This is a genomic window from Legionella sp. 227 (assembly GCF_043161935.1).
Lineage (GTDB): Bacteria > Pseudomonadota > Gammaproteobacteria > Legionellales > Legionellaceae > Legionella > Legionella sheltonii.
Map to the genome: position 1 here is coordinate 1,458,820 of NZ_CP171154.1, position 20,390 is coordinate 1,479,209.

Genomic DNA, 20,390 nt, shown 5'->3' on the forward strand with positions numbered 1-20,390 from the left:
GATGGGTTTTACACTAGCGATTTTCATTATGAACTTTTCAAACTCATACCGGTTCTTTTATCTTATTCTAGTAATACATTGTTGATATTGATTTAAGGTTCTGCGTATTTCTATTAATTTATTAGATAAATTGATACATTTGAAATTATCGTTTTCTGTTTGAGATTTATATGACTATTGCATTAGTCTGGTTTCGCCGCGATTTAAGATTAAACGATAATCCTGCGTTTATCGAGGCTTGTTCTCGGCATCAGTTTGTGATTCCGCTGTATATTTATGATGAAAAAAATAGTGTCTTAGGAGGAGCGCAAGCTTGGTGGCTTCATCATAGTCTTACCTCCTTAAGTAACTCCCTTGCACAACTTGGATTAAATCTTATTCTTCGCAAGGGCGAGCCTCTGGAGATTATTTTAGACTTGATAAAAAAATTCTCGGTGAGCTCAGTATATTGGAATCGCTGTTATGATCCCGCTTCTATTTTGCGTGATAAAAAGATTAAAGCAACTTTGCTGGAACAGGGTATCGAAGTCCTAAGTTTTAACGGCAGTGTGCTTCATGAACCTTGGACAATTAAAAATAAAAACGGTGATTACTTTAAAGTGTTTACGCCCTATTGGAACCACTGTAAACAAAATCTTAATATTCAAGCGGCGATGCATTTAGAACATCGACCTGCTGGAATTGAAGTCGATAGCGATAAGCTTTGGGAGTGGAAATTATTACCTACCATCAATTGGGCTGCGCGATTTAAAGAATATTGGACTCCAGGAGAAGAGGGGGCGCAACAAAAATTACTTGAGTTTATAGAACATCAACTGAATGATTATAAAAAAAATCGAGATTTTCCCATAAAAAATGCAACTTCACGTTTATCACCACACCTACATTTTGGTGAAATCAGCCCCTGGACAATTGTACGGGCCATTGAACTGGCAAAACTCGAACCGAAATGTGATTTATCATCAGCGGACCATTTTCTCTCAGAACTGGGATGGCGAGAGTTTTCAGTGTATTTACTGTTTCATTTCCCAACGCTTCCATCAGAAAATTTCCGGAATGAGTTTGACGCATTTCCGTGGCACAACGATGAGAAATTGTTGGCTTGCTGGCAAAAAGGTTTGACCGGTTATCCAATAATCGATGCCGGGATGAGGGAGTTATGGGCAACAGGCTACATGCACAATCGTGTCCGCATGATTGCTGCCTCATTCTTAACCAAAGGTTTGCTCATTGATTGGCGTTTGGGCGCCGATTGGTTTTTAGATACTCTTGTCGATGCAGATTTAGCAAATAATAGTGCGAGTTGGCAATGGGTGGCCGGCTCAGGTGCTGATGCCGCACCTTATTTTCGGATTTTCAATCCGGTGTTACAAAGTCAGAAATTTGATGCGGATGGAAGCTATATTCGTCAATGGGTTCCGGAGCTTTCGCAGTTAAAAAGTCAATCAATCCATGCGCCTTGGGAATCTATTGATTCTGAGAAGATTTATCGAACTACAAACTATCCGATGCCAATTATTAATCACCATGAGGCCAGGACGAGGGCTTTAAATTATTACAATCAGTTAAAAAAGAAGGATCTCAAATGACACCATCTTTCTTTATCTTTGGTTTTGGCTATACCGCGAATCGACTCGCTCAGCGATTGATTCAACTCGGTTTTAACGTCGTTGGAACAACACGCCAAGAAACCCAAAAAGCGATGACTCATCCTGCAAAAATCACCCTGATCGATTTTCAGGCCGCAGATATAGACTACTACCTTAGCCAATCCACTCATCTACTGATTAGCGTCCCACCTGATGCGCATATAGGTGATCTCGTGTTGTCTTATTATTCAGAATTGATTAAAGGGAATAGGGCGCATATTCAATGGTTAGGCTATCTTTCTTCTACGGGTGTCTACGGTGATTATCAAGGAAATTGGGTTGATGAAGAAAGCGTTTGTAGAGCAAAGAGCGCTTCTGGAATTTTACGTTTGGAAGCAGAAAAAGCATGGTTTTCTTATGCAGAAAGCAATCAACTCCCTTTACATATTTTCAGGCTGGCAGGCATTTATGGACCGCAAAGAAATCCACTTGCGCGAATTATATCGGGGAAAAAGTACAGTATTTTTAAAGAAGGCCAGGTCTTTTCGCGTATTCATGTTGATGATATTGTGTCCGTGATTCTTGCTTCAATAAAGAACCCTCATCCTTTATCTACCTACAATGTCGCTGATGATGAGCCAGCTGCATCGCATGAGGTTGATGCTTATGCTGCTTCGTTATTGAACCAATCGCCATTGCCTTTAATTCCGTTTGAAGAAGCTTCATTATCACCAAGAGAGCAAGAGTTCTATTTGAGCAATCGTCGTGTATCTAATTTAAAAATAAAAAAAGAACTGAATATTGTTTTGCACTATCCTTCATTTCGGGAGGGATTAATGCAACTATGGAGAGAGCATTTTGAGTAAAGAAAGCGGAATTAAACTGATTGTTTGGATTTTATTGTTTGAGGTAATTGGATTTTTCTTAGGTTTATTGACCCAAGAGAATATTCATTCTTGGTATGAAGGGCTACATAAATCAATTCTAACTCCTCCTGGGTGGGTATTTTCACTTGTGTGGTCAATCTTATATGCATTTCTTGCAGTTGTTGGTTTTACCTTGTGGCAAAATCGACATCAGCCGCAAAATAAAACAGTGCTTCGTCTTTATCTAATTCAACTGATGATGAATTGGATATGGACACCACTTTTTTTTCAACTGCATTGGTTGGGATTTAGTTTTTTATGGATAGTAGTTATGGTGGCTTTAAATGCCGCCATCATTTTAATTACCATGAAAAATAAGGACAAAGAAATAACCTTACTCCTAACCCCCTATTTTTTCTGGCTTATTTTTGCAAGTTATCTCAATGGAATCATTTGGACTCTTAATACCCAAGCCTAAAGACGGCCTGAATCTAGAGAAGATAATATTTCTTGTGCCTGAGTATGTATGGCTTCTTTTTTATCAGGGGCCATTTTTTGCCAATTCATGTAAGCATAATGAAGTCGAGGATTATGTTTCAGCTTGTCTTCATTTTGTTTCAGAAAATTCCAATATAATGCATTAAATGGGCAGGCTTTTTCTCCCAATAAAAGATTTGGATTATAGGAGCATGATTCACAAAAATTACTCATGCGCTGAATGTATTTGCCACTGGCAGCATAGGGCTTGCTTGCCATTACCCCCCCATCGGCATATAGTGCCATGCCTAGGGTATTGGGGAGTTCTACCCACTCATACGCATCCGCATAAACAGCAAGATACCATTCACAGACTTGTTGGGGATTGATGCCTGCAAGTAATGCAAAATTACCGGTGATCATGAGTCGTTGGATATGATGCGAATAAGCCTCAACGGAAGTTTGGCGGACTACTTCCTTAATACAGAACATTTTAGTATTTGCTCCCCAGAAAAAAGCAGGTAAATCTCTGGTCGCTTGAAAGTAATTCATTTCTTTGTAGGCAGGCATAAATTGCCAATAAATACCACGAATGTATTCCCGCCAGCCCAGAATTTGACGTATGAATCCTTCTACTGAATTAAGAGGCGCTTTTTGTTCTCGGTACGCTTGTTCTGCCATATGGCATAATTCTAAAGGTAACAAAAGCCCGACATTGAGATAAAACGACAGTTTTGAATGATACAAAGTGGTTTCATTGGTTAGCATGGCATCCTGATAGTTGCCAAAAGAGATGAGGCAATGCTCAATAAAATAATGTGCTTCTGATAATGCATCCGCACGAGTCACTGCCAAATTAAAGGGATATAATTGACCGAAATGTTTTGAAAAATGTTTTTTCACCACTTCCAAAACTTCGGTGGTAATCTCATCTTCTGGATAATCCAGGCGTGCTGGAAATGAGGGAATATGTTTTGCAGGATTACGATTTTGCAGATCATAATTCCATGAGCCCCCGATTGGATTGCCCTTGTCATCGATTAAAATCCGATATTTTTGACGCATCATCCGGTAAAAAAATTCCATGCGCAGTTGTTTTTTTCCTTTGGCCCAATCTTTAAATTCATTGATTGGGCATAAAAAGCGATTGTCTTCGTAAATTCTTAATGGAACCGGGAACTTACTTTGCAAATCCACAAACATTTGAAGAATGCGCCATTCCCCAGGCTCAGTAAGATGTATTGCGGAAGGCTTGAATTGTTCAATGGCTCGCATGAGTTCTTTGCTCAGACTTCCCTGATTATCTGGATCATCAAACTTGATGTAGTGAACAAAATACCCTTTATCTTTAAGTGTTTGCGCAAAATGACGCATTGCAGAGAACAAAAATGCAATTTTTTTAGGATGATGACTGACATAAGTTGCTTCTTCTTTAACTTCACACATCAGTACAATATCATCATGCCTATTTATGTCGCTCAGTGCAGGCAAAGTTTCACTCAATTGATCGCCTAAAATAAAGCAGAGTTTGGTCATAAATAGTTCTTTTATTCGTGAGTTAAATTTTCATCTTGGGGCGGACATGGCTTAAGCCTCCATCCACAGCAAGAACTTGCCCGGTTATCCAGCTATTTTCTGGACTAAGTAAAAATATAATCGCTTGGGCAATATCTTCTGGTGTCCCAATACGTCCTAAAGGGTGCATTGCTTTGGATGCATTATGAGCTAATTGATTATTTAACAAAGGAGAAGTCAATGGGCTCGAGACCATGCCTGGCGCTACCACATTGACTCTTAAATTATTGGAGGCATAAGTTGCTGCTGCTGCTTGAGCAAGACCTATAACGCCCGCTTTTGCGGCGGCAATCGCCTCGTGATTTGCGAGTCCAACTAATGCGGCTGCTGATGAGATCAATACGACGGAACCGCCTTTTTTCATCATCAAACCTGCAGCACGAATTGTTGCAAATGAGGTGGTTAACGAAGCATTAATGCAGGCCTGGAAGTCTTCAAATGTTGTCGCATGGGCACTTTTCAAGAGTAATGAACCGGCACAATTTACAACACCATCAATGCTACCGACTTGATGAAAAACTTCGGTAACCGCATCAAAATTGCTGGCATCGAGTAGAAAGTCAGGATTAATCTTATGATTATCCCGTGCAGTGGTGAATACTTTATCGCCACGCTGGGTCAACAAAGTAGTAACCGATTGCCCTATTGCACTGCTTGCTGCAATAACCAAATAATGACCCATCGTGAAATGTCGCAAAAAAAGAAAGTTGAATTCACTATGCTTGATGAAGTTTAAAAGTTCAATATTTTTCATCGAAAAACCACTAAATTTCATAGCAGATAAATTCGCTGCTAAGGAATTAAAGGAATTCATAAAAGCATAGAACTTACGTGATCAAAGATTTTTTGTTACATTGAGACGAACAATCTATTTATTGAGATGTAATCAAGATTATTGAATTAAAATATTTCTACGAGTCAATAGCTGAGAGAGGGCAATCCAATGGTACAAAAAAACAGTCTCGTTATCTATTTAACCTATTTAGGAGCCCTCCCTTTTCTTATTGCTGCATTTTGTTCTCTTCTAGGAATCACCGAGCTTCCCTATCTAGGTGTCACTCAACCATGGCTTAACTCCTATGCAACACTTATTGCTGGTTTTATGGCCGGAACTATTTGGGGATATGTGGTGCGCTCCAATTCATCTCACAGCCTGATTCTTCTTGCAAGTGTTCTAATCGTGTTGATCCTGTGGGTTCTATGGGGCAGTAGTAAGGCATTGACTTATCCGGCATTTTTAGTCCCCATTTACCTGCTTCTTTGGTGTTTAGATTATTGGTTGTTAAAACACCAATATGAGGACCGCTCTTATTTTAAGATGCGCACAGGAGTAACCGTTCTTGTCATAGCCAGCTTATTGATAATTTATTTTAAATAATAGAGTCTCGGTATTTGATAATTTATTGTGCCGATAGAATACGTTAATCTGAAATGAGTTTTGCCCAAAATTGGGCTTATCGAGTTGATTTGAGTATAGAGTTCTATGGGGAGTGGGTTCTTGTTGGGTCTACCCACGCTACTTGCCATAGATAATCTTGAAAAATGCCGACAATCATCTTGATGATTACAATTTTTTTAAGAAATTATCTAATGAGTTTCCATAATGAACATTGGGGGGCTTTGAACCTTGAATAACTATTTTGATTGAGTTGCAATTCAAGATTCAAGGCCTGACCCCATATACGCAATGAAGTGCTTAATTTAAAGAGGCTTTAGGGTTCACCCGTTGCTCAGAGACATCAACACTTACAGGTTTAAATAGACTAAGAGTTGAAACGTGTGGTTCTGATCGAGTTTCTTCTAATATTGCTTCTGGTGTTTTGCCTCGCCAATTGACAGTCGATTCAGCACCAAAACTTTTTAGCAAGCTCATCATTTTTTCATTTCCTTTTTTTGCCGCCGCATGCAAGGGAGTTAAGCCATTACTATCGGTTTTATTTGGGTCAGCCCCATTGCTCAATAGAAGCATTACATAGTCATCCCATCCATTGTTGATGGCCACATTCAATTCCAGGTTGCCACTAAAGCTCAATTCATTTGGGTCTGCTCCATTTTCGACGCAGAACATGCGCAGGCTGGGAGATACATTTACCTTTTGGAGGTTATTGTCTCGCATTAGGGCCCATGGGCTAACAATTTTAACCGTCGGGTTTAAATCGAACCATCCTTTCGAAATAGCAATCGCTTCTTTCTTGTTGAGATCAAATCCATGAGCTAACATTAATGTCAATGCATCCTTAAACGCTGGGCTACCTTCAGGATGGTTCGCCAGATAACTGAGTAATGAATTGAGATACATAGAACCAGCCGCTTCAAAATGAAACTTAGCGCCATCTTGAACTAAATGTTCAACAAGATGAAACTTATTCTCTTTGAATACTTGGCTGAGGGCCGACTCTCCTTTTGGATTAACATAGTTTACATCTGCTCCAAGCATAACAAGAAGTCGATACCTCTCAATTTCTTTTTTTTCATCATAGCTCGTACTTTCTGTAATCAAGTTAATGAATACTGAATTATCCACTTCATCAATTTGATTGAAGTTCAGTTTTTGATGCTTATTTAAAAAGCAAATCTCTTCAACTTCTAAACGGCTCAAAACATTTCGGTACATATGTGAACTGGGAGATTGGTAGAATTCGGGATGACTTGAAGATATTTCTTTAGGCGAACGATCAAATTCCGTTTGAGTTAGGTATGAGAAGCCATCGGTATTAGATTGTACCAGCTCTTCAAGCAGCAACTTTCTTTTATCTGCGTCAAAACAATCCCTTATGTCATATAGAGAGTTCTTAAATTGGTCATAACGTGCCAATACTGGAAGACAATCTGGATGTATTTTCAATCCCTTCGTCCGCAAGTATTCCAAATGATGTCGTCCTAAGCTGGCGTAAGCTAAAACCGCTTTTAATCCTTCGATATCACCTGACTCGAGACAATAATCTACAGCGGTTAGTCCTTTCTCATCGGTTTGGAAGGGATTCGCGCCCTCCTCTAAAAGATAACGCAACATTTTAAGATCTTTATTTTTCACCGCCTGAATGAGCATGAGACTATTTAATGATGCCCCAGTGGAATGAAGTAATCGGACAATATCCATATGGCCTAATTGCACCGCTTGTTCTACCAGCGAAGGTTCTACACCATGAATTCTGTCAATGCTTATATAATATTTAAGGTATTCTTTATCCGAAAGCAGCTTCTTAATTTGCTCAACATCATTGCCTTGGACGGCTTCTTGAAACTGTTTAGCAATACCAAAATAATTTTTCAGCCAAGAATAATTCTTTTGATTTTCAGGATCCTGCAGACAACGTCGCATTTGTTGTTGGACTACACCAAAAGTAATTTTATAAGCATCCATAAAACCAGTAAAATCCAGGACATTTAATTTATCGAGTTCAAAAGTCTTTGCAACGGCGTCTTCTGTAAATAAAATATCAACTAAAAGATTTAGCTGAACCTGTTGTTGGTTTAACATTCCATTGGATTGAAAAATTTGCGCAAATAGCTCGCGGCAAAACTGTAATTTTTCAGCGAGTGAATGCTTGGGGTTAATTTGTTCGAGTTTTTTGATAAGACCTTCTTCTTCCTCGGCGCTCTCTTTATCAGCCTCTAAATAAAACTCATTTATCCGATTAGAATAGTATGTTGATTTAACTAAAACACTAACCATTCCAGTAATCACAGCAAATTCATTACTTTTTAAAAGCTTTTTTTGCTGCTCTGTGGTCGCTTGGCCTAGAGTATAACCTCTAACAAAATGCCGAAATTCATTATCGATTAAAGACCCAACTGCTTCGCTATAGCTTCTTTTATGTTGATTATTTGCAGTAGCGTGTAGTTTCTTTCCTAAATCAATCATTGAATTAAATACTGCTTTATGTGCTTCGGAGGTAAAAGATAAGAGCACCACATGATAGAGATCATGCAATGCGAAGCCAAAACGACCCGACTTAAGGTTATCCGCCTCTGTTTTCTCATATTTGCCAGGAAAACTTAGACCAAATGGATGAGCATCCTGCTTATGCATCTCATAAACCTCATCAAAATCATCATCACCAATTCGTGCGACGAGTTGCTTTGGTTTTTGTGCTAATACATTGAGAGTAGACTGAATCATTGTCATTGAAGGAATAATAAATTCGTATTCCCCATCAGATTTTTTCTTTGGCATAAATAAATCAAAACCAGTTCGAGCAATCGCTTCAAAAATTCCAAATTGTTCACCAGGATTTTCAACTGTAAAGGTATAAAAGCAACGCTCTGATTCTGGAACATCTTTGTTAAATAAGGATTCAAATAACCGTTCCTTTGACTTATCATCCATTTCATCATTTAATATCTCATGCCCAAATAAATTATCCCCCACATGCTGAATACTCAGAAATTCGTTTAACTTCTGTTTTGTACCTTGATCCTCTTCCGTTAATTGATAGGCCTGACACGAAACTTGCCCTTTTTGGAGATAGTCTTTAAACGCAGCCCAAATCAGTAACATGGAAATAAATTGTGCTTCATTTATCTCTTCGTCTTGAAGTGCAATTAATGCATACTTAGGAAGGTCATCATGAAAAAAAACCGAGGAAGACATTTCTGCTTTATGCAATGCATTAACTAAGCTCTTGGAGCCTTCCTGCATTTCAGGTTTATCTTGATATTCTTTGAGATCGGCTAAAATAGACTCAGAGTTTTTAAAAATGGGCAATTGACTTAAATCTCGCATGATTAACCTCAAAAATTATAAAGACAAAATATCGAAGCATGATACGCAAAGATCAAAATATAATCAATTAGATTTAAATTGATCGATTATGTTTTTTTTTAATGCGTTTAATGCAGAACAATACAAAAATGGTCAGGTTTTCATATTTTGGAATAAATTTATGACTCAAAAAGAGATAGTAATTAATTGAGGCTTCGCAGCGCAGCCCGCGCTAGCTAATTGATTTACCTGAATATCGTAAAGGTTTAACTTTGATTAATTCAATTGTTTTCATAATGTAGATAACTAAATTAAGCTCAGAATTATATAACTCCTCTTGTAAAATAAAAAATCATAAAGAATTTAAGAAATAACAGCAGTACATTTAATAATCTATTAATGTGCATGTTCTATAATGTAAATAAATCTATTTCTTAACTTGAGAAAAAATGATGTTTACTGATGCTGAAAAACGAGATTTTTTAATTAGGTTATCCCAAGTTTTTGCCGATCCTGAAAAGATAAGTCAATCTGTTTTAGATAGACAACTTGCTTGGGTAGCCACACCAAGTGGAAAACAAGTTTTATCCCTATATGAACTGGACGCATACGGAGTATTTAAACCCGATGGCTCAATAAATCAAACCGTTGCTGATAAATTCGGGATTGAATTTGATAAACAGCGAATTGCAACCAGGTTGGATGGTTATGGATCATTCAAGCATCTCACGATGAGAGAAAAAATTATTTTTGAATCAGCAATCTCTACCGTCGCCATTGATCTCTCCTCTTTAAGTTATATGAAATTAATGTCAGTTGAAGATGAAATAGGCTCTTTAGCCGGCAAAAATGATGAGCGTTCAAAAAAGAGAAAATTGCAGCTAGAGGCTGAACTAGAACTAATACGTTCGCATCAACCTGATAAAGGGTTAGATAAAGAGGTCTTTGCCGATTTTTGGCCGCCTAGGGAGATTAAATTAAAAAACCCATTAAGTATGGAGCTTTCAGGTCCAGCGCAACAAATGATTGGAGGAGGGTATTACCGTTTTAAAGACACTAATGTGTCTATCTCTCCAGGACCTCACTCGAGTCGTGCTACTACGCCTGAATCTGATCCAGAACTCTACGATCCTAAAAGAGATATCGCTGTATTTTTAGACAACTTACGCATAAATAAAGTAGCCCATGTATTTGCTATGGGTAGGACGTTCCCCTATTTTCCCCAAGATGGCTTTGAGGAAAGAAAAGTATATAATGATCGAGTTTTAGAAGAAGATTTTATTAATTATTTTATCCCTGATGAGAATGGCAAGGTCAGACTTCCTGATCTTCCTGAACTGATGCACCTCCAAGTCAATTCACATCCAATTAAAAAAGTCGGAAGATTTATAACTTATGAAATCAGCATTAATGGGAGTCAACCCATCCAAGTTCACCACTTTCCAATGCGTGATAAACAACCTTTAGAATTTACTGCAGAAGAATTAGCTTATCTTCAAGAAATAGGTAAAACCACTCCTCCGGAACAAAATATCCATACGCATTGTCGTGGAGGAAAAGGGCGTAGTGCTCAAGTTGCTTATCTTTTAGCATCTTTGAACCCGAAATACAGTCAGCTTTCTCATCAAGAAAGACTGGCCCAAATGCGTTCCGAAAAAACACCTCAATCTACAAGAGAATTTGTAGAAACCCCTATTCAAGAACAATATATTGAAGACACTGGCTATCTCTTTCAAGATCACATTGATTTTGAAGCATCAGATAATGGAGATATTGGCCCCTACGTTATTTATGGAACCCTATTAAAACAAGAAATTGATCAAACGATAAAGCTAATTGGCCTCCCCCATGATAAAAATCTAATGAGAGGAGAACATAAGGCGCTTCATGAATTAATGGAGAGATACCAAGAATTAAGCGCCACTCCCAGGGAGCAATTGCCGCAGTGGATTGAAAAAGTATGTAGTAATCCACTTTTATCTGAAAAAACAAAAGCTTCGTTTGCAGAAATAAAAAATACTACCGATTATTTAGTTCGTGAATTTAAGGAAAATGCTGCCACCGATAAAAATTGGGATGACCTGCAGTTATTCATTCGCTTGCAAACTAATGATGACAATTATGTTGAACTCATAGCCAAAATAAATGATGAGAAAGGCAACCTATTAAAGGAGGTGGATTCAAGGGAAATAGCATCCCAAATCTCTTCAGACGATGCTCAAAGGGAACGGGAGAAGATAGAAAAATCCACTTTTTCTTTTATAACCCATATTCAAGAGGCCTACTTAAAAAATTCAGAGAATTTATCATTGCCCAGTAAAGCACAATTACGTATTGATGTGAGCAATAGTATTTCAGAAAAGCTGGATGCAATGATGAAGGCCTTTAGTTCTGATGTCCCACTCACCAAAGAACAATTTGAGAAATTAGAAAAAGAATATCATCAGTACAAACCTTTGATTGGTCTACTTGAAAAATCCAGTGATAAAAGTGATCAAGACCAGCAATCAATGATTACTGAATTTAATCAATACAGTAATCTGGCAGAGCAAATATTTTTTTTAGGCTATGATCGATTTGCCTTAGAGCCTTCTCAAATCGCTTTAAAAATGGAGGGTCTATATCAACAGTTAGGGGAATATCGTGCTGCTAATGAACTCGATCCGACTAAGTGGAAGGACTTAAACGCTCAATTTAAAGCCCTTAAAACTATACTGGAATTTACCAAAGCTTCCGAGGATCCCCACCCTCAAATTCAAACCCGGTTAGAGAATCTTTTCCAAGGCAAAAGAGAAAATACCTATATCCCTTCGATTCAATTAATTAGTGAAGTTAAAAAGGTTGAACCCAAAAAAGAACAAGAATTGTCAGCCTTTGTAGAAGATCTAGGCTCTGCTTTATTAGAAAAACTTCCGCCTGAGTATCTTGGTGAGGATCACGATGGAATTCATGAGCAGATAATTAACAAATTACTAGAAGATATCGGTAACCTAGCTAGGTCTTATCGCGTAGTCTCTCCTGGAGATGGGGTTATTCGTTTAGATGAGAAACCTCAGAAACCTGGCAATCCCAGCCCAGAAGATTATGAAAAAGCACGAAAGGAAGTCGTTGAACTTATTTCAAAAGCCACTTCTGGTCTTGAACTTACATCCGATTTAAAAATAAGGCTCGAAAATTTACAAAAAGACTATATGCGTCTTGAGCGTAATATCCAATTAAGGACTCCAGAGTTTTTTGAATTACAAAAACAATTTGATGAGCTGATTGCAGAATACAAAAAAGAAAAACCTAAGCAAGATGATGAAGTTCTCAATTCTATGATTTCTGAGTTTAATCTTAAATTAAAGGGTCTTGTAGATTTCAATGCGGAGTACTTAAAATCGAAGCAGGAAACGGAAGAGCAACATAAGTTATCTATGGAAAATGCTATAAGAATCAAAGAATTGAGTGATGCCTCCCAATCAGTGGCCCATCGAGAAACTCAAGAAGAAATTGACCATTTTGAATCGATAGTTGAACCTAAAAAGCAAAGGGGTAAATATCCTGAGCGTCCAAAACTTATCGTCTTCGATGTTGACGAAACGCTTCTTGATTTAGAAAAGAATAAACTTAAACGGGCAGAAGAACTGATAACTATTCTAAAGTATGCAGCCACGAATAGCATACGTGTTGCGATTGCTACCAATCGGACCCCAGGCTTGGATAAAGACGAAGGTTCAACAGAGAAAGGGACATCTGTCGCCCAATTAAAAGAAATGATTCTAAAAGAAACTGGAATAGATATTCCATCGATGCTTACATTTCTGGATACTCCAACATTACGACATGAGAAATCCTTAACCCTTAGTTATTTTGATGAAAAAATAAATAAATTAAAACAGCAAAAAGAGGAATTATCCAAACAACTCGTTCAAGCACCTCATCAGCCAGAAGAAATTAAGCAAGAAACGCGAGAACAAATAGACAAGATACAATCAGAAATCGACTCGCTTCAAAAGCGAGCCAATCGATTGGCATCTGGGAAATTCAATCATTTGGATTCTATCCGAAGGCATTATCATGATTTGAAAAAGCCTCAAGGTTATGAGGAAATACAAAACAAAATATTTGATGATTTTAAATCAACTGAACGAAGAAAAGCTTTAGCAATTGATGAGTCCGAACCGAAGAAAGAAGCATGGACGGCTTTGTTAGCTTTAGCAGAGAAGTTAAGAAAAAACATAGGCTCACCAAAACCATCAATAGAAACAACTTTAAAAGATATTATTTTTGATTCTGATAAACCCGAACGTTTACAAAAGAAATATGGATTCGAGCAAAAATGGAATGAATCGTTACAACACATTAAAGATAAGGAGCTTTTTAAGGAGGAAAAAAGAAAACTTCAGGAACAGTGGAATACAGAAAATAAAGTGAAACTGATTCATGACAACAAAGATTATTTTAATATAGCGCAAATCGACTCATTTTATCAAAGCCGGCTCGCTGCGCATAAACTATCTCTGGAACGAGAGGAAACCTTAAGAGAGGAGGATGTTGTATTCTTAGATGATAATGAAAATATTATTCAACAAACTCGTGATCAAAGTAATTATCGCACTGTAAAAGTAAGTCCGGATAAAGAGGATTCCTCCCGATACTTAGTCGATTTTAACTATGAGTTAGGCGCTTATAATGGAGTTATTGCTTACTTAAATGGCGATGAGGAAAGAGCTCCTGCCTATTATGGTGTTGGCAAAAGAAATGCTTTTGAATCCTATTTGCCCATAATCCCTAATTTTAAAGCCCATGAATTTAAACATTCTCCAATTGTCATCGATGTAAAAATGTCAGTGATACTTGCTAAATTGCCCGAATTGAGTAAAAAAGAAGACGTGCAAAAACGCTATAAAGAGCAATTCCTTTTGGCAGGACTTGAACGCTATTCCGAGATGTCCCCAGAAATTAAAAAAGATTTTGTACAATCCTACTATCGTGATGCGCATAAATCTTTAGAAGCTATCAACAGTAAACTTCGTGAATTAGTCACTAATCCCCCTGCAAATAAAGCTAGTTTTCGTGAAGAACTCACTAAGTTAAAAGCTCAAGCTGATAAAATCATAGCTATGGATGAGAAGTTTGCACAATCCATTTCACCTACTTTCTTAGCTCCAGAAGCTCAGATCTTAAGAACCATGATAGTTAGAAGTATTTTTTCCGGGAATTTCAGTGACTTGACAGTAGATCAAAATAAAGTGAGGTTGAAGGAAAAGCATGAGGAATTAAAATCAGCCCAGTATACCGTTTCCATAAAACATAAACCGGATATTTATCAGTTCAAGATTGATCCCGTCTTGCAAGAGTTGGAACTTTTTGATAAAAAATTTATCACCCAACAATATGAATTAACCATCTCCCAACAAATGAAATCTATGCGACCCCTCATAGCCGCTTATGCTCCATTTATAGAAAAAGATGATGAATGGTCTTTGTTGAGGGTGAAGGTCGAAGAAGATGAAATTTCTATTTCTCCGGTTCAACTTTTAAAAGTTCTTCAAGAAGACTTTAAATCTTTAGATTTCAATGACCTAAGCGGAAAAAAATTTATCGAAGTACGTAAACAGTTGCTTGCCGCACAGGAAATTTGTAAGGGTTTAGAATCAGTTCTTCCTCATCAAAAAGTTGTTGATAATTTAAAAGGAGAACCTGAAGAATTTTATGAACAACAACTTACTGCATTATCCAAACAAATAACATCACGTATAGACCAAATCGAAAATTCGAAGCAATATAACGCCATGCTCTTTTTGGATAAAGCGGAGGAATATATTCGAAATAAAAATTGGGATGTGGGATTGCAATGGAAGAAACATACCATTACGGTTGATGGTAAAACTAAGAAAATACCGGCAACGGTCGCAGAACAATTAGAAATTATCAGGCAAGCGCGTCAAACTGGAGACTTTGTAGCTGCTAAAGCAGAATTTCTGGAAAAAGGGAATAAAAAGGAAATTTCTTTTAAATCGTCAAAATCAGCTCAAAATTATTATTCTCTATTCAAGAAGGAACTGAAAAGCGTAGAATTAGAAAAGGACTTGGAACAAGAGTTTAGTAGTCAAAAAATTAAATAAAATGCCATAGGCCTTTGTAGTTTTTAATTGATACAAAGGCCGCTTTGCGAGTATAAGATTTGCATAGGCCGGGCTTTGCAGCCTAGCCGGCGCTACGCTCAATGAAAGAACCTCAAAAAAATGCTTAATCATTCTTAATGAATTTTTTAAAATTAAGTGAGTCTGAACTCAAGCATGTGTTGTTCGGCTTTTGCTGCAGATTCTATACGCTCAATTTCGGCTGCGCCAATTGAGGCACTTTTAAAGAAGCCAAAGCAGGTTAAAGCACCTACCGTGACCCCACAGCTTCCACTGAAAAAAAGCAAGTCAGCTGTAGAGCCGGTTGCAATACCTGCTAGCAAGGCAAAAGGGCCTGTCCACGCACTAGAGGCACATCCTATGACAAAACCAATGGTAAATACCAGCAGACTGGTAATAACCGCTGTAACAATACCAGCAAACGCATCTTTAAGAGTTACCGGCTGATCATTCAAAATTCTTTTGCATTCCTCTATGCACATCTTGATAAGCTCCTCTTTATCTCCACGTGCACTCCTCAGATAAGTGATTAAGAGGTCTGTTTGTCCGCCAAGTTGAATAAATTGCTCATCCGATAAATTAAATTTTTCGGCGGCAGTAATAAAATCATCTATGGCTTGATAGAGAAGCGAGTTGGGATTTAATTTATTCCTGGCTTGTTGTAAAGGATAAGAGGAACCGGGGCCCAGGGCCTTCATTCGTTGTGAGAGATTGGCTAAACTCTCCCCTTTATCTTGAGCTGAAAAGACAATACATTCTGCAAAACCTTTTATGTTTTCAGGAAGTTCGTAGTGTAATTGTTGAAAAATAGAGATGAGACATTGGTCGTCAACACATCGGTCGTGTTTTGTACCCACTAAAATGAGGGGAGCGTTTGGATTGTGCTCTCTAAATTGAGCAATTTTTTCTTTTATCTCTTGTATATCATAGTCTTCGGATAAATCAACACAAAAGAGTGCTATTTTTGCATTTGATATAAGTTGAGAATTTAGTTTCCCTTTTTTTGAAAGATTTTTAGTTTTCCATATATCCCATTCTTTTGAACGGAAACTATCGTAATTAGAGGTTGATTTCGACGATACGTCAACGGGTTTACCCGTCAGCAATTGGCAAAGTGTAGTTTGACCTGAATTCTTACCACCAAAAACAACTACTTCAACAGCCATAATTTTAATCTCTTAAAAGAAACAGATTGGGCGATTGTAATGCATTTGAAAAAAATAGGATAGAAATCAATGGGGTAAAAATTCGATTAGTTTGCTATTTTCTTTTGCAATTTTAGCAAGCATATCTAGTGGAGGATGGCTACAAAGCCCAGCGTCCGATCTCAGTTACTGGAAATTGATACTAAAAAGAAGATTAACTCCTATATCAGACTATTAACTGACTGTTATATAATTATACAGCGCGAATCAACTTGATGTTCTGTTTGATGTTTTCTTTGTCTTCCGTCAAAACTTAATTCCAAGGGACTTTCGATTAATCTGAATGCAACTATTTTTAGCTGATCCTCAGAATTTCGGCCATGCTCAAGTTGTGTAGGTGACAACTCGTTAAAAACTTCCCCATTCCTACTGTCAATAGCAAGTGATTTAGAATGACCGTCATGACACACATCGGCTGAGAGAATCTTTGCGTTTTCATGGTTTTCCACAAGTTCTATAATTTGTGCTGCTTGTTTTTTAGAGCTCGAGTCGCCACCGTGCAAATGAACCTCTAAAATGTCATTATCATCGCTGGATATCCTTTTAAATAATGACTCCACTGAGCTTAAAGAGGTGAGCGCATCAACATGTGCTAATAAAGCAGTTTTAGTAGTAGCATTCCAAATTGCAATAATGAAGCAAGGTCCTGCGCCATACGAGCCTAAAATGGGTTTTAAGCTTGTATTATTAGTAATTCCAATTTCATGTTGTAAAACAGCATACCCCTCTGTCGATGAGAAATTTCCTCTTGTCGGTCTCTTGCTATTTGCAGAGTTTACCAGTGCTAATAGTCTGATTTCTTTTTCGAATTCCAGCTTGCTCTCTTGGTAATTTGCTGAAAAAAAACCACTTGGCCGGTCATATTCGGGTCCACTATAGACATATTGACCGTTTTTAAACGATATAACATTTGAAAAATGACTTACGAGCTCATTTTCAACATGTTTATCAATTAGCTGCTTACCACCATTAATTCCTGTTGCATCATTTAAAAACTCAGCCAATTGTGCAACAGGTAATTCTTTATGATTCCAATTCGTATCTTGAATTACAAATCTTGGGCCTACTGTACCGCATTGGCCCACAGGGTAAGAAATAATTGCCCTAATATATGAACTTTCTATATGATTTTCTAAACGATGCATAATAATATCCTTATGATAAACAGGATTTAAATTTAGCCATTCAAGCAGCTCCCGTACTTATTCGAATTTTAATCAGAACGAATTAGTGCAAAAATAACTCAAACCCATAGCTAATCTTATCATTTGAATATTAAATAAGTATTAATATTAGAAATTATGTATTAAAAAAGAACATAATTTTCTGGTCAATCATTAATCCATCTTACTGCCTCGTTCTGTGATTTAGAACAAAGTAAATGACTTATTGAACAGGGTGCTACCTTAGATAAGTATGTTTCACCAATCAATTGAGGAGTTGGGTTGACCCAATCAACTAAAAAGGTGCACGAGGCAACTATTCGACTTGCTGCAGTAGGCTATTTATAAAGTGCTATAATTACCTGTGTGAGGTTAATTATGTACATAGATCCGATCGATGACGATGTTATTTCCTATAAATACGCACCTTTCTATGCGGAGTGCGATTCAAGAAACGTGGTAAATATTGAACCAGGCCAAGCTCATGGAATTTTCACCTCCGGCATGACTGAATGTGTTTCTTTTGCTTTTTTTATTAAAGAAAATAACGAAGTTAAGCGTCTGTCTATGATTCATTTCCCAGGAGGTATTTCGAGTGCTACTTTAGAATCCAAAGTGGGAAAAGAGGTCATTATGGCAATGGTGGCTCATGCGCCTGAGGGTGCTGAAATTGACGCGGTAATAGGATTCAATAGGTCACACTATCCAAACGGCTTGTATGATGATATGGAAATTTTAGATGTCCTTGATCAACAACTTACCGAGTTAGGATTTCAACTGACTAATCTGTATCTTTGTGAGGGAAGTGGTCGAAATTTAGACGAGTCAGGCTTTAGTTTCGGGATAAATTTTAATGGTAAATATGGTGAATTTATAAATTGCCATGGTCTCATTGCTAAAGGGAACTTGAATTCAAGAGAGGCTTGTGTCAATTACAGCGATTCCCCCACCAATCTACCGCAACTGCGCTATTTGCTTCATTTGGCGCGTTTACGCGGTGATAAGCAACGATGGGATGAATTACAAAAGGACATTCAAACCCTGGAGAAAATCCATTTCGATAAAGACTTTTCTCAAGTGAAGGATATGCCATTTAAATTGGCACAGCAGGATATTCCATTTAATAATCCTGCCCAATTAAAAGATATGATGCTAAGAGCGCGCGAAGGAGAAAACAAGGAATTATGGCAACAAATAAAAACCGCCATAGTGCAAGAAATTGAGCAATGCGATGATAAATATGCGTCTCTTGTGAAATATAAATCAATTTTAAAACTGCATCTTGAGAAAAATTCTGCAAATCAATACAAGGGAAGCTTTCTTAGTAGAACTTTTCAGCAAGGAGAGCCTACTCATTGGCGACAAGTCAAAAAATATGACGCAGCAGCTCAAACTGCCGCAGGAGCACAAGTATCGACATCAATAGATTCTGAGTCTCCTGACCCAGAATCATCGAATCCTCGAAAAGGGTTTTGACTAACACTATGGGCAACAAGCGAATTCTAAAATCTCAAAAATCTGAGCCATCTAAATGGCTTTGGCTTCATCGGGTTGCATCACCTCCTTAAACGTCATCCATAACTTTTTTTCGAAATCATACAGTTTACATTGTTTAAAAATACTCAGCACGACACTCAATTTAAAACGATACTCGTGAAAATAGATTCCATATTTTTCTTTTAAAGCAAGATGTGCCTGAGGCAGATTATAAAACGGAATACGCGGATCCAAATGATGTGGAACATGGACCATGATATTGTGCAGTAAGAGCCTTGATATTTTGGAGCAATGGATAATGGTACTGCAATATAAAGCACCGATAGAATGAGACCACTCGTTTTTCACATCAAAAAAAGGAATATTAGGATGGGTATGATGTAAATAGACGATAATGGCAATAAAATAATTAAAAACAATAAACGGTACGATAATGGAAAGTACTATCCCCATTACCCCTCCCGCAAAAAAATAGGACAAAATTGACAAGATAAGTGTGTATAAGAGCACCATTATTTTTCCTTTTTTATAATACCCTCGTTCTTTTTTGTTTTTCCCAGGGTTGAAACACAACATTTGTTCCCACCAAATCCTGCGTAAATAATGAAAAGCGCTGGTAAAGAAACAACGTTCAAGTCGATACATGGCCCGTTGCATTAGGGAGAGTGCTCGATATTCTTCGGAGGTTAAAGGGCGCCATATCCAATCAATAGGAGAAAAAGAAGCAAACCCATGATGGACTTTATTATGGCCAAAACTCCACATCCGATACACGTTCAAAGAGGGGAGCATTGCTATGGTTCCCAGGACTTCAGCGACGGTACTGTTTTTAAAAAGTGCCCCATGTGCCGCATCATGGGCCCAAACAAAAAGCATCGCCGTAGAGAGTCCTGAAATTAAACTTCCGACCACCTGCAGTTTTAAATTAAACGATGAAAAAATAAGACTTAATCCAAATAGGAAAAGAAATAAGTCCAAAAAATACCAAAAAAATGTTTTAACATAAGAGCGCTTATAACAGGCTGGAGGAATCACTGTACGTGCAACAGATGATTTTATTAACTTCACATCCTTCCATGAATTTTTGGGGTTCAAGCTCATAAATACTCCTTAAGAAGGATTAAAACATACAGAATACTTTCTTATGAATAAGATTTATTTTTGAGCATATTGTAACTGTTTTTT

Annotated in this window: 12 protein-coding genes; 6 read left to right on the top strand and 6 right to left on the bottom strand. The window is 37.5% G+C overall.

Features of this window, described 5'->3' with window-relative positions; translation table 11 throughout:
* Positions 1 to 170: 170 nt before the first annotated feature.
* From ACF8MK_RS06290 to ACF8MK_RS06300, 3 genes are read left to right on the top strand one after another with little or no spacing between them, the layout of a single operon-like run.
* On the top strand, positions 171 to 1,589 hold the full coding sequence (locus tag ACF8MK_RS06290) for a cryptochrome/photolyase family protein (protein WP_392538612.1): 1,419 nt from the start codon (positions 171 to 173) through the stop codon (positions 1,587 to 1,589).
* A complete protein-coding gene (locus tag ACF8MK_RS06295) occupies positions 1,586 to 2,455 on the top strand; it encodes an SDR family oxidoreductase (protein ID WP_392538613.1) in 870 nt (289 codons plus the stop codon). The genes ACF8MK_RS06290 and ACF8MK_RS06295 overlap by 4 nt, the downstream gene beginning before the upstream one ends.
* Positions 2,448 to 2,933, top strand: a complete 486-nt coding sequence (locus ACF8MK_RS06300; RefSeq protein ID WP_392538614.1) for a TspO/MBR family protein — start codon at positions 2,448 to 2,450, stop codon at positions 2,931 to 2,933. Before ACF8MK_RS06295 ends, ACF8MK_RS06300 begins: the two co-directional genes overlap by 8 nt.
* Here the strand turns inward: ACF8MK_RS06300 and ACF8MK_RS06305 are convergent.
* Both ACF8MK_RS06305 and ACF8MK_RS06310 read right to left on the bottom strand, forming a co-directional pair.
* Positions 2,930 to 4,468 carry a cryptochrome/photolyase family protein gene (locus tag ACF8MK_RS06305; RefSeq protein ID WP_392538615.1) on the bottom strand — a complete coding sequence of 513 codons (1,539 nt, stop codon included), beginning with the start codon at positions 4,466 to 4,468 and terminating at the stop codon, positions 2,930 to 2,932. The two genes, ACF8MK_RS06300 and ACF8MK_RS06305, sit on opposite strands and share 4 nt — an antisense overlap.
* Positions 4,469 to 4,490: 22 nt before the next feature.
* Entirely contained in the window at positions 4,491 to 5,189 is a 699-nt protein-coding gene (locus tag ACF8MK_RS06310; protein WP_392538929.1) for an SDR family NAD(P)-dependent oxidoreductase, read from the bottom strand.
* A 261-nt stretch (positions 5,190 to 5,450) separates the two neighbouring features.
* On the opposite strand from ACF8MK_RS06310, the gene ACF8MK_RS06315 reads away from it, so the two are divergent.
* Positions 5,451 to 5,885: a DUF3429 domain-containing protein gene (locus tag ACF8MK_RS06315; protein WP_392538616.1), complete on the top strand. Its 435-nt coding sequence runs from the start codon at positions 5,451 to 5,453 to the stop codon at positions 5,883 to 5,885.
* 318 nt (positions 5,886 to 6,203) lie between these two features.
* Here the strand turns inward: ACF8MK_RS06315 and ACF8MK_RS06320 are convergent, their stop codons facing one another.
* Positions 6,204 to 9,233 carry an ankyrin repeat domain-containing protein gene (locus ACF8MK_RS06320; protein ID WP_392538617.1) on the bottom strand — a complete coding sequence of 1,010 codons (3,030 nt, stop codon included), beginning with the start codon at positions 9,231 to 9,233 and terminating at the stop codon, positions 6,204 to 6,206.
* Between the two features lie 428 nt (positions 9,234 to 9,661).
* On the opposite strand from ACF8MK_RS06320, the gene ACF8MK_RS06325 reads away from it, so the two are divergent.
* Entirely contained in the window at positions 9,662 to 15,322 is a 5,661-nt protein-coding gene (locus tag ACF8MK_RS06325) for a hypothetical protein (RefSeq protein ID WP_392538618.1), read from the top strand.
* A gap of 152 nt (positions 15,323 to 15,474) precedes the next feature.
* On the opposite strand, the gene ACF8MK_RS06330 is transcribed toward ACF8MK_RS06325, so the two are convergent.
* A complete protein-coding gene (locus ACF8MK_RS06330; protein ID WP_392538619.1) occupies positions 15,475 to 16,506 on the bottom strand; it encodes a GTPase domain-containing protein in 1,032 nt (343 codons plus the stop codon).
* A 224-nt stretch (positions 16,507 to 16,730) separates the two neighbouring features.
* A complete protein-coding gene (locus ACF8MK_RS06335; RefSeq protein WP_392538620.1) occupies positions 16,731 to 17,690 on the bottom strand; it encodes a hypothetical protein in 960 nt (319 codons plus the stop codon).
* Between the two features lie 396 nt (positions 17,691 to 18,086).
* On the opposite strand from ACF8MK_RS06335, the gene ACF8MK_RS06340 reads away from it, so the two are divergent.
* Complete coding sequence (locus tag ACF8MK_RS06340; RefSeq protein WP_392538621.1) at positions 18,087 to 19,184, top strand: hypothetical protein; 1,098 nt, start codon at positions 18,087 to 18,089, stop codon at positions 19,182 to 19,184.
* Between the two features lie 51 nt (positions 19,185 to 19,235).
* Here the strand turns inward: ACF8MK_RS06340 and ACF8MK_RS06345 are convergent, their stop codons facing one another.
* Positions 19,236 to 20,306 carry a fatty acid desaturase gene (locus tag ACF8MK_RS06345; protein WP_392538622.1) on the bottom strand — a complete coding sequence of 357 codons (1,071 nt, stop codon included), beginning with the start codon at positions 20,304 to 20,306 and terminating at the stop codon, positions 19,236 to 19,238.
* Positions 20,307 to 20,390: the final 84 nt, after the last annotated feature.